The sequence below is a fragment of the Photorhabdus australis DSM 17609 genome, assembly GCF_000711895.1.
Classification (GTDB): Bacteria; Pseudomonadota; Gammaproteobacteria; order Enterobacterales; family Enterobacteriaceae; genus Photorhabdus; species Photorhabdus australis.
The window spans coordinates 91493-108466 of record NZ_JONO01000004.1 but is presented as its reverse complement, the minus strand read 5'-3'; the positions used below and the strand labels follow the sequence as shown (position 1 = coordinate 108466).

Here is a 16974-nt window from a genome sequence, read left to right as displayed (position 1 = left end):
TAACCATAGCAAATAACATACTAATAGTATGGTTATTAGGATTAATCCGCCTTTGATCATGGAAGATTGAACTATTTGCCTTTCAGCAGTTGCATGATGTCATCCTGCTTCTCTTCTTCACCCTCTTCCTCATCCAGTTTAATCCCCAATTTTTCCATCAGGGCATCAATCCGATCCAACGTCGTGTCAACATAGGCATTTTCTTCTTTAGACAACTTTTCACCATTTTCCAGACGTTCCAACAATGCATCCAGGCGATCATCGCTTTCCAGCATTGCCAGCTCTTCCTGCGGCGATATACGCGGTTTTGTCTCGGTCTTCGGTTTAGTCGCGATTGGTTTCGTCGGTTGCTCTCCAACAATCAGCGGAACAGGCACTTTACTGCCAAGACGAGGATCAGATTGTTTCCTATTCGACTGATGCTTATCGCTACTTTTCTCCTGATGGCGACTACCAGCCGGATTGCCACGATGCTTTTTTTGACGCTTACGTGCACGCCCTTCCGCGTTCAGCTCTTCGCGACTTTTTCTTTTCTGTTTACTACCAGATGTTCTGGCTGGTGCTTTTTTCTTTAACGGGTTCATAGCCTGTTACTCGGTTTGGTTTATCAGGGTATTGCTGCGCCGGAATCTAACAGAAACTGCACGTATAGAAAAGCACTGCGAATAACTCTTATCTTTTAGTCAAAATCTTCTATCATTCATGCATGGTTTAACCATTAGAGAATATTCTATAAGCCCTGGCTTTTAATAAATGATAAATCGATATGCCTATTTTTGATTCCTCTTCCTATAAACCCGTTTATTTATGGGCAGCTAGTTATGCTGTGTTATGGATTATAGTGAGCTATTCATTCGACCCAACTGTTCCTTATGATGCTGTCGAAGCATTGAACTGGGGTAAAAACGGAGAATGGGGTTCACCCAAAAATCCGTGGTTGGTCGGCACCATGATGCTACCTGCGATTTATATAAGTGGTATTTCATTAAGTTTTTACTGGTACTTCATTCACTTTATTGCTATCGCTATCGGCCTGATCGGCATATGGCATCTTGCATTTCAGTTAACCGGAAAAAAAGAGCTGGCATGGCTAGCCATGCTGACATTAAATCTATCCGGTATTATTAATTTCGATATTATCCCCTATAACGATAATTATCTGCTAATTATGCTATGGCCGTGGACTATATTGTTCTTTCTGCGAGCCGTGTACGACAATCCGCACTGGTGGCTGGCATTTGCCCTCAGTTCCGGGTTGGCAACGATGGGGAAATATTCCACATTGGCACTGGTTGGCTCGATTTTCCTGCTAACCCTGTTTGTACCCAAAGTGCGTCAATGCTATCGCCAGCCTGCTCTTTATATCGCACTACTTATCTGGTTTCTGCTGGTACTGCCTAATGTCTGGTGGCTGTGGAACAATGATTTTGCCGCCTTCAAATGGGTAGATTCACAAATAAATAGCGGTTTTAATCTGCATACTACCCGCTCGTTATTATCCGTATTTTATCCCCTGATTATTATTAGTGCCGTTATCTACGCACTCGGCGGTCGTATGAGCTGGCCAAAAAGTCAACCTAACCGACTGGCAAACATCGCCATTCTGTTACCATTACTGATTATTTACTGCTGGTTCTCATTCAATGAGGGCGGAAGAATGACCGAATGGTTACAACCCTTTATGTCTGTTTCATCAGCGTTGTTGGTCGGTTCTATTACGCGTTTTCCACAAAAATCATTACGCAACACTTTGAGAGGGCTGATTGTCGTAGCGATATTGATTTGGCTGGGATATGTACTGATTATGGTTGCCAATATTCGTGGTGCTGGTCATAAGTTTGAAGGTATTAAAGATTTTTCCTGGCAACTGGAGCAGCGCTGGCATCAACTCTATCCAACACCGCTCCATTATGTCGGAGGCGAATACTTACATCAGTGGCTAACTTTCTACGCGCCAAGTCAGCCGGAAACAATCCAACCCTGGACGCCAGAAGGACAAGCACCAAATATCTATAACCGGCATGTTAAAGAAAACGATATTGTACGTGACGGCGCTATTCTGGTAGGTGCAAAGGGTAAAACCTGTGAACAAGAAGATTTTCATCGCGTTTTACAAGACTGGCCAAAACTAAGAATAAATAGCACTGATGAATTTCTTTTTCAGACTGAACCTGAAACTCAACCAACATCAGTCTGTGTAGGTTTTGTGTCACCGGAAAAATATCAGTAAATTCCCCTGCACGTTGAAAGCCTGTTAAATCAGGCTTTCAACTTCTTATGCGCTTTTAATGCGCATCCATAAACACCCTATTATCTGGAAATATTATTTATTCTGTTATCTTAATACCCTTTTTCTCATTCTCATAAATTTCCTGATTTAAATGAATATTTCTATTCCAACAATCCTAAACCCTGATAAATAAATTAATATTAAGAATCTCCATATCATTAAAATAGGGAGATTATGCCTTAGATAATTAAATAAAGAGAAAAATTAATATTGGGACGCCAAAATTAATTTTTCTTTTCGCCAAAAACGGAAAAGGGATATTTTTCGACGTTGCAGAGAGAAACGGCGAACAAAATAGTTTGCTACCAATTCCAACGTCAGGCACATTACAAAGTAAATCAACGCAACAAATAAAAAGACTTCTGTCGGGTAAACCATACTACGGTTATTCACCTGCGTTGCTAAGAATGATAATTCCGCCACACCAACAATATACGCCAGAGAAGTATCTTTTATCAGAGCAATCCATTGATTAATAAAGGAAGGCACCATCATACGTAACGCCTGAGGCAAAATAATGTGCCAAAGCACCTGCCAACGGTTGAAACCCAAGGATAACCCTGCCTGCCACTGCCCCGCCCCGATAGCAATAATTCCTGCTTTTACTCCATGCGCCAGATAAGCAGAGGTGATCAATGCCAAAGCACAAACCACGGTAGTGATTTCAGGGATTTCCATGCCAAGCACCACCGGCAACAGGAAGTAAGTCCAGAAAATCAGCATAATAACGGGAATTGCACGGAAAAAGCCCAATACTGCGGCTAACAGGTTAACCCAGAAGCCTTTCAGCATTGCCAGAGCAACACCTGCAATCGTACCCAATACCACTGAAATCGCACCAGCCATCAGGCTAATCACTAGTGTCAACGCCGCTCCCTCAAGAGGGCCATCTGGGAATGTTCCTAACAGCAAATAACGCCAATTTTCTGCAATGACTGAAAAATCCATGTTAATGCCCTCTCGCTATGGCTTGTTGCTGACGCCATTGTCCCCAACCTTCCATAATGGCAATGGTGGCAATATATAGCACCGTCGCAACACCAAATGCTTCAAACGTTTTCAATGTTTCGGTTTCTACCTGACGGGAAGCATATGACAACTCAGCGACACCAATTGCCATGGTCAGTGACGAGTTTTTTACAATATTCATGTACTGCCCCAGTAACGGAGGCATTGCTATCTTCAACGCTTGTGGCAACACTACATAGCGCATCGCCTGCCAACCGGTTAGCCCCAATGCATGGGCGGCATATTTCTGCCCACGCCCAATACCCTGAATACCGGCACGCAGTTCTTCCGCCACAAATGGGGCTGAATAGAGAGTCAGGCCAATAAATCCAGCCAGGAATTCGAATGAAGGCCATGACAATGGTAAACCTAACAGATTGATTTCATGCGGCGTATTCAACCAGAGCATCACGTCTTGCGACAGTATTTGTCCGGATGCGAAATACCAGAAGAATAGCTGCACCAACAGAGGTGTATTGCGGAATAAGGTGGTATAAGCCGTTACCGACCAACGGAGAATTTTTAATTGGCTGTCACGAGCAGCCGCCAATAAAAATCCCAATAGCGTAGAAGCCACAACGGTACAAAAGGATATCCACAATGTAATTAGAAAGCCCTGCCAAAGCCATTCCAAATATTGGGGAGCAAGCAAGTGCTCTGTAACAAATAACTCAAACATATCTTACGATTACCAGGCATTACTTATGGCAAAAAGCCCTGCAACAAAAAGGCGGGGCTTTGTCACTCATCAGAACTTAGCTTGCTGCTCCAAAGGCGCAAACTTAAAGTCACCGCGCGGCTGGGCCGACTTGGTATCCGAGCCAAACCAGCGGTTGTAAATTTTCTCTGCTTCGCCCTCTTTTTCCAGCTGCAGCAAAGTTTGGTTCACCGCCTCAACCAGGCGCTCTTCCCCTTTCGCAGCAGCTACCGCCTGATATTCACGAGTGATGCTGAAAGGAGAGATCTCAAACTCAGCTTTTTGTGCTGCCGGTACGTTAGCCAGCAGACCTACCAGCTTAGCATCATCCTGAGTGATGGCTTGTACATTGCCGTTACGCAGTGCAGCAAATGCTAAAGGAGTATCATCATAAGAGATCACTTTTGCGGTTGGATAATGCTCACGCAGAGTAATTTCTTGTACCGTACCTTTATCTGCACCGATACGTAAGTTTTTAATATCTTCCGGAGATTTCAGCACACCTTTACGGGCAATAAACTTTTGCCCGGTGGCAAAATAAGGGATTGAAAAATCAACCTGTTTAGCACGTTCATCAGTGACCGTAAAGTTGGCCGCAATGAGGTCAATTTTCTTTGATGCCAACAGGGGTAAACGGTTTGCTGGGTTAGTTGGACGCAATTCCAATTTAACACCAAGATCATTAGCAATTGCGTTGGCAATATCCACATCATAACCTGCCAGTTTTTTAGTTTGTGGATCAATAAAACCAAACGGTGGATTACTGTCGAAAACAGCGATCCGCACTGTGCCGGCTTTTTTAATATCATCCAGTTTATCTGCCTTCGCAACACCCGTAACCAGTGCTAATCCGGCCAACAATGCCGTAACAAGAACGCGGGATTTCATTGAACACTCCTGATGGTAATTAATCATTTATTAATCATCACAAGCTATCAATTTCAATATAGTGCAGGAAATAATAAAAAAAACTATGTTTATAACTATACTCGTCATCTTTCAAGTTGCCTCTTTGTTGGCTGCACTCCTCCACCCCAGTCACATAGTTATCTATGCTCCCGGGGATTCGCTCCCTTGCCGTCGCGATCCATCTTGAAATCTATTAGGTATATAACGAATTATAGCACCCAAAATGCTGGCAAGAAAAATACCAGCATTGTCAGTCACTTACTTGTTCTCTTTAGTCAATAATCTTTCCAGCTCATCACCCCCCACATGCCGGAAATCCAGTCCTTTAACATAGTAGAAAATGAATTCACAAATGTTCTGACAACGGTCACCAATTCGTTCAATAGAACGGGCACAGAGCAGCGCTGTCAGTACACTTGGGATAGTTCGGGAATCTTCCATCATATAAGTCATTAACTGGCGGACAATACCCTCATACTCTTTATCCACCTTCTTGTCTTCGTGATAAATACGAATAGCTTCTTCCAGATCCATACGAGCAAAAGCATCCAATACATCATGCAACATTTGTATGGTATGGCGGCCAAGTGATTCTAGACTGACTAATAACGGCTGATGCTGATGTGAAAACTTTTCAAGTGCCGTCTGACAGATTTTTTTTGCCACATCACCAATTCTTTCCAACTCAGCAATCGTTTTCGAGATTGACATAATCAACCGCAAATCACTTGCTGTCGGCTGGCGCTTGGCAATGATACGAACACACGCTTCATCAATAGCAACTTCCATCATATTGACCCTATGGTCGCCCTCAATCACTTCGCGCGCCAGGGCTGCATCCTGATTATGCATAGCGGTAATCGCTTTGCAAAGTTGCTCCTCCACCAGCCCACCCATTGCCATCAGTTCAGTACGGATATGCTCCAGTTCAGCATTAAACTGACCCGAAATATGTTTGTTGAGATTCAGATTGTCCATGTTACGCCCCGCAATCAACCATAACGACCAGTAATATAGTCTTCAGTTTGTTTCTTTTTTGGTGTGGTAAACAACGTGTCTGTGTCACTGAATTCAATCAACTCCCCTAAGTACATAAATGCGGTATGGTCTGAACAACGTGCCGCTTGCTGCATATTATGAGTCACAATCACCACGGTATATTCAGATTTAAGTTCACTAATTAATTCTTCAATACGCCCCGTAGAAATGGGATCAAGCGCTGAACAAGGCTCATCAAGCAATAATACTTCTGGGCGGATTGCAATTCCGCGAGCAATACATAAACGCTGCTGCTGACCACCAGACAAACTGTATCCGCTCTGATACAACTTATCCTTGGTTTCATTCCACAATGCCGCTTTAGTCAAAGCCCACTGAACACGTGCATCCATTTCTGCTCTTGAAAGCTTTTCAAACAGACGAACACCAAAAGCAATATTGTCGTAAATAGACATCGGAAAAGGTGTTGGTTTCTGAAATACCATGCCAACTTTGGCACGCAGCAACGCGACATCCTGTTTATCCGTTAGGATATTATTGCCATCCAACAAAATTTCACCTTCCGCCCGCTGTTCACCATACAATTCATACATTTTGTTGAAAGTCCGTAACAGCGTAGACTTACCGCAACCAGACGGACCGATAAAAGCCGTTACTTTGTTCTTTGCAATATTCAACGTAATATTTTTCAGCGCATGAAATTTTCCATAGTAAAAGTTCAGATTGTGAACCTGAATTTTGCTACCAGCGATATCATTAACTCTGCTCATTTACTTCTCTCTGTTGAAAATATCAGTCAGTGCTTTTTCCTGGCAAATAGCACTCGCGCCACAATATTAATCATTAATACACATAGGGTTATCAATAATACGCCTGCCCACGCCAGCTGCTGCCATTCGGAAAATGGGCTCATGGCAAATTTAAAGATAGTCACTGGTAGGTTAGCTATTGGCTGACTCAGATCGGTGCTCCAAAACTGATTGGAGAGAGAAGTGAACAACAATGGTGCAGTTTCCCCAGCGATTCGAGCAATTGCCAGCAACACCCCTGTGATAATGCCGGATACCGATGCTTTCAGCGTAATGGCTGAAATCATTTTCCACTTAGGTGTTCCCAGTGCATAGGCCGCTTCACGCAGACTGTCAGGCACCAGTTTCAGCATGTTTTCCGTAGTTCGGATAACAATGGGTACCTGTAACAACGCCAACGCAATCACCCCAGCCCAGCCAGCGAAATGTTGCATTTTCATCACAATGACAGTGTAAACAAACAAGCCAACGACAATAGAAGGCGCCGACAGCAAAATATCATTTATAAAGCGGATTACCTCCGCCAACCATGAACGGCGGCCATATTCTGCCAAATAGATACCCGCCATAATCCCCAAAGGGGTACCGATGATTGTCGCCCACAGGATCAGTAATCCACTACCAACAATGGCATTTGCTAAACCACCACCTTCTGTATTCGGTGGCGGTGTCATTTCAGTGAACAATGCCATCGACATCCCGTCGAAGCCCTTGGTGACGGTGGAAAATAGAATCCATATCAACCAAAACAAACCAAACAACATAGTTGCCATTGATAACAACAGAGCGAGGCGATTTTTCTGACGACGCCATGCCTGTTTACGGCTACGTGCATCGGCATTAACAGGCTGTTGTCCATCCATTATTGCCATATCAACGCCCCTCATCCTTTGCCAGACGCATAATCATCAGTTTTGACAACGCTAATACAATAAAGGTGATCACAAACAGAATCAGACCAAGTTCCATCAACGCTGCGGTATGCAAGCCAGATTCTGCTTCGGCAAATTCGTTCGCCAATGCCGAAGTAATACTATTACCCGGCATAAACAGTGAGAAACTATCGAGCTGGTAGGTATTACCGATGATAAAAGTCACCGCCATGGTTTCCCCCAGCGCACGACCAAGTCCCAGCATGACACCACCAATCACGCCATTTCGGGTATAAGGCAACACAATGTGCCAAATAACCTCCCAGGTGGTACAACCGATACCATAAGCAGATTCTTTCATCATTACTGGCGTCTGTTCGAATACATCACGCATAACAGAGGCGATATAAGGGATAATCATGATGGCAAGGATGACACCCGCCGCCAGAATACCAATACCAAAGGCAGGACCGGAAAAGAGTTCTCCCACAACAGGAATACTAGCAAGGATATGACCTACCGGCTGCTGGAAATAAGTAGCAAATAGAGGTGCAAAAACAAATAGCCCCCACATGCCATACACAATACTTGGAATGGCCGCCAACAACTCAATTGCTACCCCAAGCGGACGTTTTAGCCAATTAGGTGCCAGCTCCGTCAGGAATAATGCGATTCCGAAACTGACCGGTACCGCGATAATCAGAGCAATCAATGACGTTACCAATGTACCGTAGATTGGCACCAATGCACCAAATTGCTCTGCTGGGGCATTCCACTCTTTACACCAGAGGAAAGCGATGCCGAATTGCTGGATGCTGGGCCAGGAGGCAATAATCAGTGAGATAATGATACCTCCCAGCAAAAATAAAGTAATCAGCGCCGCTAGTCGAACCAAGGCGCTGAAAATAAGATCGCCATTTTTACTGGGTGCTTTTATTGCCGTTTTCTGCTCGGCCATAGAGCTTATTCTCATCCGGGTTAACTCCCCCAACGCGAGGGGGAGAAATTAAAACTACAAATTTAATCGATATTTAATGCAGTAACTATCAGAACAACCTAGTACAGTACTTTGCCGCTACTATCTTTCACATGCGTTTTCCAGGCAGTACGCACTTGCTCAACCACTTCCTTTGGCAAAGTTGCATAATCCAAATCATTGGCTTGTTTACTGCCATTCTCATAGGCCCAGTCAAAGAATTTCAACACCTCAGCCCCCTTGGCCGGATCTTTCTGCTGCTTATGAACCAGAATGAATGTGGTGGAAGTAATTGGCCAGGCATGTTCCCCTGACTGGTTTGTCAGATCCTGAGCAAACGTTTTATGCCATGCTGCTTTTCTCGCCGCGGCGCTGAAACTGACTTTAGTCGGGCTGACAACGTTGCCATCAGCAGATACCAGTTTGGTATAAGCCAAATGATTCTGTTTAGCGTAAGCATATTCAACAAAACCAATGGAACCTGTCAGACGCTGAACAAAGGCGGCAATCCCATCATTGCCTTTACCTCCTAAACCAACAGGCCAGCTTACTGTGGAACCCGCACCAACTTTCTCTTTCCATTCTTCATTCACTTTAGAAAGATAATTAGTAAATACAAAAGAGGTGCCGGAGCCATCAGCACGACGCACTACAGCAATATCCTGCTCCGGCAGTTTAACCCCCGGATTCAGTTTAGTAATTGCCGGGTCATTCCACTTTTTCACTTTACCTAAATAGATATCGCCTAAAGTTTTACCATCCAGTGTCAACTCACCGGATTTAATACCTGGGATATTAACTGCCAGTACTACCCCACCAATGACAGTTGGGAACTGGAATAAACCATCAGCAGCTAATTTTTCATCAGACAAAGGCGCATCAGAAGCACCGAAATCAACGGTATTTGCCAGGATTTGTTTTACGCCACCGGAAGAACCAATACCTTGATAATTGACTTTATTACCTGTCTCTTTTTGATAAGAATCTGCCCACTTCGCATACACAGGGGCGGGGAATGTCGCACCTGCCCCCGTCAAGCTGGTGGTCGCGAATACAGACAGAGTTGTCAAAGAAAACGTCGCTACCATTACGCTGACTACAGTAGTACGCATCAGTTTCATAATCCCTCCTAATGGGATATTGAGAATCAATATAAGGAATGTATTTCGTCAGATTAAAAAGAGTACCAGGAGGAAAATAGGTCAGTTTGGTTACAGCAAAATGTCTTAAATATGACATTTTTATGACAGTAAAATGGGCACCCAGTCTGAGACTGACATAAAACTGTCATATTCGTAGATCATCAAAAATTATCTTCCACAACAGGAATACAGGCACGGATAGATAATCCCCCTCTGGGACTCGTGCCAACTTCAATTTTCCCTTCATGTGCATCGATAATCCGTTGCACAATAGCCAGACCTAATCCTGTCCCACTGTTACTACGTGCTCTTTCGCCCCGAACAAATGGTTGAAATAATCGAGGTAAATCCTCCTGTTTAATTCCTGCACCATTATCCTCTACCTGAAACCAGGCGAATTTATTTGTCTGACCACTACTGACTTTAATCCAACCATTGCCATAATGATTAGCATTAACCAACATATTCGCCAATGCTCGTTTAATGGAAATCGGATTGGCATTCACAGTTATTGGATTGAGCGACAAATTATTTTCAATATCTTGCTCATAGCCATTTTCTGCAGAAATAACGTCTTTGAGAATAGAATTAAGCTCGCAGAATTCCATTGGCATTTCCTGCCCAGTACGGAGGTAATCAATAAATTGCTCAATAATAGCATTACACTCCTCAATATCTTTATTTATAGATTCGGATAGATAAGCGTCTTCCTTGCTCATCATTTCTGTTGCCAGCCGAATACGTGTCAATGGAGTACGCAAATCATGACTTACCCCAGCCATTAATATTGTACGATCACTTTCCAGTAACTTTATTCCTGCCGACATCTGGTTAAATGCACGAATAGAAGCTCGCACTTCCAGCGAACCCGCTTCTCGTACCGCAGGCATCATAATGCCTTTACCTGTCTGTCTGGCAGCATATTCCATTTCCAGTAAAGGTCGGTTCTGAAAACGGATATAAAGCCAGATACAACCTACTGCCAGTAATAAAATTGCCAGAATATAGCGGAAAATGGGAGAAAATTGATTTTGTTCGATTTCCGTCAGAGGAACCCTAACCCAAATATCAGGGGCAAGATAAGAATTTAGCCAAAGGATAGGGGTATCTTTGCTTATCTCAAGGCGTAAATCAGCTTCACCACCGAGGTATTGGCTCATTTTCTCACTCAAGAAATCATAATGCCTGGCCCAGCGCAAACCTTGCATCTCTGCGTCAGATTCAGAATAGAGCGTAATACCCAGCTCCTGATAAATCTCCCGGCGTACTATCGGGGAGATCACCAGAAAAGAACCATCCTCCAGCTTCAACTTTTCAGCCATTAAGGTGCGAACTTCATACGCTAACACTTTATTGAACTGCTGCAAGCTTGGCATGATAACGAAATTGACAACAACCAAATAACTACTTACCAGACTGATAAACAGTATAGCCACGATCAAAAATAAAGTTCGGGTAAACGTACTACGCGGGGAAAATCGCAATAGTTTCATACACAGCTTCCGTCAGGCACAAAAACATAGCCCAAGCCCCAGATGGTCTGAATATAACGGGGATGTGCCGGATCTTCTTCAATCACACGACGCAAACGTGAAATCAGAACATCAATGGATCGCTTCATTGTGCTATATTCCCGACCAAGGGCCAGATTCATCAACTTATTGCGGGACATCGGCACACCGGGATAAGAAACAAGCACTTTTAGTACGGAGAATTCACCACTGGTCAACGGTATATGTTCATCTCCCTGAAACATTTCTCGAGTACTCAGATTGAGGCTGAACTTACCAAAATTAATAATTGCATCATCTTCAGTAGGTACACCCAGTAATTTATTCGCCTGACGACGTAATACCGCCCGAATACGAGCCAATAACTCACGCGGATTAAATGGTTTCGGAATATAGTCATCAGCGCCAATTTCTAGTCCAACAATCCGGTCTACCTCTTCTCCTCTTGCTGTCACCATAATAATCGGCACCGAATTATTTTGGTTTCTCAGCCTTTGGCAAACAGAAAGACCATCCTCTCCGGGCAACATTAAATCCAACACGATTAAACTAATAGATTCCCTTGTCAGTAAGCGGTCCATTTGCTCCGCATTAGCAGCACTGCGTACCTGAAAACCTTGTTCCGTCAGATAACGTTCTAATAACGTTCGCAAACGCATGTCATCATCCACTACAAGGATCTTATTGCCTTCTTGCATTATTAAGCTCCAAAATACTACATACTTTTACAAATTTACCATTATGGAGAAGATTAAACCAAGCATAGAGATCCAGTATATATTTTAAGGCAATTATCTATAAGGCCCATTTTCACACGTTATTAGCTTGAATGATTAATCCAGTGGTTTACAATTAATAGCTACAAGCCAATAAGCTACTGCCTCACATAGGATTTTTACGGTAATTTCTTCATCAACCAGTTTACTCATCAATGCTCTGGCTACCGGAGAATCAATAGAAATACATTTATTAATTGGATCAAATTCATCGGTCAGACTAAACGAAAAACATTCTTTGCTTCAATATCACCTTCTAACCTGACCTACACACTAAAACAAGTTTTTTCCTTTCCAATAAAAAATTAGATCAACAGCTTTCATCCATCCTAACATTTGGACAAGAAAAATACCTATAGATCGATTTAGCTTAATCTTTACTTACCATAGTAAACAATATTGAACACTATCTATCCAGTCAAATCTCATAATTTGTTTTCACGATCAGCAAGATCCATAGCATACCAGACTATGTAATACTCAGAGCTATAAACTATACGATGTATGTTACAAATATCAGAGCCAAATAGCGTAATGCTCAGACTCTTAAGTAAATTCTGTTACCAGCAGTGCTAACTAAGAACAGTTCATTGATCCCTCACTTTCCGTTTTTAACATCCACTTTCACCATAGCGAATAGAATGTCACATTTGCTGTCATGCTGCCGAATAAACTCATCAATATTAATAAAGATAAATTCTGAATTACGACTGACTTTCTCACTGAAATAACATCGCTAAAGGGATGGTTATGACTATAATCACCCAGATATAGCTAATAGAACGAACTTATTAATTCACGATTTTTAAAGAAAAATTTCTTCCCTAAACAATTTAAATACATAAATATAAAAAATGGTGCAAAAATCAGAAAATGAAAATTAACAATATAAATTTTTAATTGTTAACCAATTAACTATTAACCATGTCATTTTTATCCATCAATGGAAAGTCAACATAATTGCAATGACATAAGTATCCCCCTTTTATCTCCAAAGATTACGATACCAAACGATTAAAAGATGTGTTTGTTACGGATAACGAGTTAAGAACCAGTAGCCCTCAGCAGTAACGCGATAGCGTCATATGCCTTGAGCCAGGCGTGCTTGTGGGATTTCTTCACGATCGCCAGGAGCGGCTTGAGGTCTTTGCGCGGATTTAAACTCACGCCGTGATGTTTGTAAGCTTGCTTTTTAATGTGCAGCGCTTTGTTGTACGCAAAACGGACCGCACTGAACAGGCCATTAAGATACTCGGCCTGTTCGGGGGTGGGGTAGATGCGGACTTTAGTCGCTCTTAACATATTCAGCGCTCATAAAGCCCTTTGGGCTTTTCGCCTTATATCCCCCCGCACTGAGAAAGGGTTTACGGCGGTTTTTGCTAAGCGTCTGCCGAATACATTCTCAATATACCCGTCATCTTTCAAGTTGCTTCTTTGTTGGCTGCACTCACTCACCCCGGTCACATAGTTATCTATGCTCCCGGGGATTCGCTCCTTGGCCGTCGCGATGCATCTTGAAATCTATTGGGTATATGTCTGTTAAGGAAGTCGACTCTTTGAATGACTGTTAACGTATTTCACCCTGTGCCGTCAGCCCGTCCTTAATACGACGAAACCACCGCCCTCCCAATAACGCCACCACAAGTTCAAGAGAGGCTATTGCGGCCAGAACCAAAATAAACAAAATTTTGCCCGAGCTAACTAATATCCACCCTCCTATTACCGGAAATCCAAATATACCCACAAAGTAGGCGACAACGAACCAGGTGAGGGCCGCATGTCGATTCTCAAGGGCAGAGTCGTTTACTGCCCATGTTTGAATAACGGGATACACCAATCCATACCCTATCCCCGTTAACATGGCCGCCACAATTTGGAACACAGGGTGAACCGGCATGCCTAGCAAGGCCAAAATGCCTATGATCAAGCATGACATCAACGCGATGACTAACGGAATACGGGGCATTGTCGATAAACGTCGGGCTAACAACAGTCGCGACACAACTACAGTCGCTGCATGTACAGCAAAGAATGCACTTGCATTTGCACGCGTCCCTTCGACGAGCGAACTCTGGAACGACATCATTCCAGAGAATACACCGCCACCCAGCCCTACCATTATGATGGGACGGATCGCACTACTTGCAGCAATCTTCGTTATTTTTTTCACCCAAGGTCTCAGTGATAACTCCTGTTGACCATTTGGTTCTCTGATCCCAAAAGTCGCCAGAAGTAATGCGGCAAGGATGCCAACGATGCCAACAAAGAGAAATGTTGTTCGGATGGGCATTCCTACCTGCTCAACCGCTGCGGCGAGGAGGATGGGACTCCCGCAAATCCCAGCCATTTGAAACGCACTGAAACGGGTAAACCATTGACCCCTGTCAGCATCGGTAACACGCTCCGACAACGCCATGGGCCCACTGATGTAGAACATTCCCCAACCGAGTCCAATCAAGAACGCTGCAATTCGCGGGATGTAACTCAACTCACCGTTGAAGCCGCCTAAAAGAAGATAACCACAAGACATCGCCAACGCCGCGAGGGCGGCAAGTCGCGACGCTTCCAACCGCCCGGCAAACCATCCGACCAAAGGAACACCAATCAAGGTGCCGACCAAGGCCACGCCAAGCGTCGTCCCGGCGTCAATGTCACTCCCCCCTTGTGACCGAAAATACGCGGAAATAAGAAAGGTGGCACCATATCCCCCCGCAGTGAATAGGGTTCCGAACAGGAGAAAAAGTGCCGACATTGTTCGCATTATTCAAACTCCATCTTAATTATCATTGAGTAACGAATGACTTTGGGGCCATGGACCGCAGTTTACTCACCGCTTTTTCCAGCCGGAGACAAACATACCTTATCTCTTCCTCATTATTAAATCTGCCCAATCCGAAACGCACACTGGCTTGAGCGAGTGCATCACTGACCCCTATAGCCTTCAGTACATGTGACGGAGCTCTGTTAGCAGATGTACATGCAGACCCGGAAGACAGCGCAACCTCAGAAAGCTCCAGTAAAAGCGAGTCAGCATCTATACCGTTGAAGGAGACATTTAACAGACCGGGAAGGCACTCGGTGAGATGACCGTTTATCCGAACATCAGCCACGTTCTCGATAATATACAACCGAAGCAAATCCCGTAAATAACGTAGCCTCATCGACTCAGCGGTTAAGTTTTTAACAGACAGTTCGACGGCACGCCCGAAGCCTACGATCCCCGGGACGTTAAGGGTCCCGGAGCGTAAGCCTCGCTCATGTCCCCCTCCAACGATAAGCGGAGTGAGGCTCATATTCTTATCGCGTGAATTAATATAAAGTGCACCGATCCCCTTTGGCCCATATATTTTGTGCGCAGAAAATGAAGCAAGGCTAATGTTCATGCGCTGTACATCAAATTCTATTTTGCCAAGCGCTTGCGTGGCGTCTGTATGAAGAGGAATATCATGCTCCTTACAGATCGCGCCTATCTCTTCAATTTTTTGTATTGAACCAATCTCGTTGTTAGCCGCCATAATCGAGACGAGATAGGTATCATCTCTTATTGCACGAGATATTGAGTCTGGAGATACGATACCGTCGCTTTGCGGCGGTAAATAGGTCACCTCCGTTCCCATTGATTCGAGCCTACCGCAACAATCAAGAACGGCCTTATGCTCAATTGTCGATGTGATGACATGCCCCTCTTTACCCCGATGCTGAAGGCCCATGATTGCAAGATTATTCGACTCGGTCGCGCCAGACGTGAATATAATATCGGCATGACTCATCGCATTTATTGATGTTGATATCGCTTGTCTTGCATCATCAACCGCTTCCATCGCTTTCCAACCAAATACATGGTTATTGCTAGCAGCATTTCCGTAAGCATGGGTAAAATAGGGCATCATAGATTGAAGTACATCGGGATCTAATGGCGTTGTAGCGTTGTTATCCAGATATATAGGTCGGGCTAGGTTATACATAATTTTCTACCTTAACAAAGATGAAATTATTTTCTTTATTATCTGACTATATCTGCTGGGCAGTAATGATATCGCCTTTGCTTACATCACCCTCTTCATTAACAAGATTAAGACGAATGGCGGTTGAAACACCAAGCATGTGGCTGAGCTGGAGCCCACGCACATATGCCAAAGCTCTCGACCAAGCGCAGTCCTCAAAAAACACCTCCAGAATAGCGTCCTGGCCTTTGTGATCGCCTGCGGCTCTCTCGAAATACTCCTTCGTAATTGCCGCACAGGTGAGTTTCTGCGTCGGCGCTTCGTAAGAAGCATCTGATGTCGGTGGCTTGCTATCAGCGAGATTTTTGGACACCATCCGTCGTGTGACAGTTTCGGGTATTTCCCCAGAAGCGAGGATATGGACAAGGTGCTGCCTGGCTGAATCTTCGTGAATAACGCGTATTTCACTGAGCGGGATCTGATATTTTTCAACTACGGGCAAGAAGACCTTCCTGATCGCGTCGTGGAGATGACTCAATCGGGGGTTCCGCTTTTGAGAATTAGTGAGGCTCTCTGTCAGGAATTGGAGACGGAATATCCCGTGATGATCAAACGCCACGGATATTCTCGGCAATTGGCCACATTTATCTTGGCTTTGCCTGGCGAACAGCAACGCAGCCTCAAAAGCTTTCAGCTGAGCCTCGACAACTATCTCATTATCCTTATCGAGATAAACTCGTGAATTCCCTGCCAGTATGCTTACATTAGTGTTTTGCTGATTCATTATTATTAATATCCCCATGATAGATCGAGTAACCGTAAAGATCCGTTAATTATTAGATCGGGGGACGTTCAGAGTGGCTGGTATAACACATGGAAAATAGTGCGTTCTTTATAACTAAAAGTTCGCTAAATACCGTTTTCTCTTGCAACCCCTGTTATATGAAATAAGTATCTCTTATATCAGACAAGGGTATATTTCCCAGAAAAAAAGCAAGGGTAAAGATTCACGTCTCTTTTTTATTCAAAAGTAGATCTTCA

The 16974-nt window shown here is 43.9% G+C and carries 16 protein-coding genes and 1 pseudogene; 1 reads left to right on the top strand and 16 read right to left on the bottom strand.

Annotated features, from left to right (window positions below; genetic code table 11):
• Window positions 1-71: 71 nt before the first annotated feature.
• Entirely contained in the window at window positions 72-584 is a 513-nt protein-coding gene (gene yihI, locus BO26_RS01425) for a Der GTPase-activating protein YihI (protein WP_036768259.1), read from the bottom strand.
• 182 nt (window positions 585-766) lie between these two features.
• Here yihI and BO26_RS01420 point away from each other — a divergent pair, with 182 nt between their 5' ends.
• Complete coding sequence (locus BO26_RS01420) at window positions 767-2230, top strand: glycosyltransferase family 39 protein (protein WP_036768258.1); 1464 nt, start codon at window positions 767-769, stop codon at window positions 2228-2230.
• Window positions 2231-2494: 264 nt separating this feature from the next.
• Here BO26_RS01420 and BO26_RS01415 read toward each other — a convergent pair whose 3' ends face one another.
• The 15 genes and pseudogenes from BO26_RS01415 to BO26_RS01350 all read right to left on the bottom strand — a co-directional run bounded on the left by BO26_RS01415 (window position 2495) and on the right by BO26_RS01350 (window position 16717).
• Window positions 2495-3238 carry an amino acid ABC transporter permease gene (locus BO26_RS01415; protein ID WP_036768257.1) on the bottom strand — a complete coding sequence of 248 codons (744 nt, stop codon included), beginning with the start codon at window positions 3236-3238 and terminating at the stop codon, window positions 2495-2497.
• Between the two features lies 1 nt (window position 3239).
• Window positions 3240-3977, bottom strand: a complete 738-nt coding sequence (locus tag BO26_RS01410; protein ID WP_036768256.1) for an amino acid ABC transporter permease — start codon at window positions 3975-3977, stop codon at window positions 3240-3242.
• Window positions 3978-4046: 69 nt separating this feature from the next.
• A complete protein-coding gene (locus BO26_RS01405) occupies window positions 4047-4883 on the bottom strand; it encodes an ABC transporter substrate-binding protein (protein WP_036768254.1) in 837 nt (278 codons plus the stop codon).
• 279 nt (window positions 4884-5162) lie between these two features.
• The gene (gene phoU / locus BO26_RS01400; protein WP_036768253.1) at window positions 5163-5882 is read right to left on the bottom strand and encodes a phosphate signaling complex protein PhoU; all 720 of its coding nucleotides are present in this window, start codon (window positions 5880-5882) and stop codon (window positions 5163-5165) included.
• Window positions 5883-5896: 14 nt separating this feature from the next.
• On the bottom strand, window positions 5897-6673 hold the full coding sequence (gene pstB / locus BO26_RS01395; RefSeq protein ID WP_036768251.1) for a phosphate ABC transporter ATP-binding protein PstB: 777 nt from the start codon (window positions 6671-6673) through the stop codon (window positions 5897-5899).
• A gap of 26 nt (window positions 6674-6699) precedes the next feature.
• Window positions 6700-7584 carry a phosphate ABC transporter permease PstA gene (gene pstA / locus BO26_RS01390; RefSeq protein WP_036768250.1) on the bottom strand — a complete coding sequence of 295 codons (885 nt, stop codon included), beginning with the start codon at window positions 7582-7584 and terminating at the stop codon, window positions 6700-6702.
• A 1-nt stretch (window position 7585) separates the two neighbouring features.
• Complete coding sequence (pstC, locus tag BO26_RS01385) at window positions 7586-8542, bottom strand: phosphate ABC transporter permease PstC (RefSeq protein ID WP_036768248.1); 957 nt, start codon at window positions 8540-8542, stop codon at window positions 7586-7588.
• 98 nt (window positions 8543-8640) lie between these two features.
• Complete coding sequence (gene pstS / locus BO26_RS01380) at window positions 8641-9681, bottom strand: phosphate ABC transporter substrate-binding protein PstS (protein WP_036768247.1); 1041 nt, start codon at window positions 9679-9681, stop codon at window positions 8641-8643.
• A 182-nt stretch (window positions 9682-9863) separates the two neighbouring features.
• The gene (gene envZ / locus BO26_RS01375; protein WP_036768246.1) at window positions 9864-11195 is read right to left on the bottom strand and encodes a two-component system sensor histidine kinase EnvZ; all 1332 of its coding nucleotides are present in this window, start codon (window positions 11193-11195) and stop codon (window positions 9864-9866) included.
• Complete coding sequence (ompR, locus tag BO26_RS01370; protein ID WP_036768245.1) at window positions 11192-11911, bottom strand: osmolarity response regulator transcription factor OmpR; 720 nt, start codon at window positions 11909-11911, stop codon at window positions 11192-11194. Before ompR ends, envZ begins: the two co-directional genes overlap by 4 nt.
• Window positions 11912-12046: 135 nt before the next feature.
• A complete protein-coding gene (locus BO26_RS24575) occupies window positions 12047-12208 on the bottom strand; it encodes a GreA/GreB family elongation factor (protein ID WP_081861816.1) in 162 nt (53 codons plus the stop codon).
• 849 nt (window positions 12209-13057) lie between these two features.
• Window positions 13058-13291 (bottom strand): annotated as a pseudogene (locus tag BO26_RS01365) (helix-turn-helix domain-containing protein); the annotation flags it as partial.
• A 265-nt stretch (window positions 13292-13556) separates the two neighbouring features.
• Entirely contained in the window at window positions 13557-14750 is a 1194-nt protein-coding gene (locus BO26_RS01360; protein ID WP_036768244.1) for an MFS transporter, read from the bottom strand.
• A gap of 22 nt (window positions 14751-14772) precedes the next feature.
• Window positions 14773-15954 carry a cysteine desulfurase family protein gene (locus BO26_RS01355; protein ID WP_036768243.1) on the bottom strand — a complete coding sequence of 394 codons (1182 nt, stop codon included), beginning with the start codon at window positions 15952-15954 and terminating at the stop codon, window positions 14773-14775.
• Between the two features lie 46 nt (window positions 15955-16000).
• Window positions 16001-16717 (bottom strand): hypothetical protein, encoded by a 717-nt coding sequence (locus BO26_RS01350; RefSeq protein WP_036768242.1) that lies wholly within the window; start codon window positions 16715-16717, stop codon window positions 16001-16003.
• Between the last annotated feature and the right edge of the window lie 257 nt (window positions 16718-16974).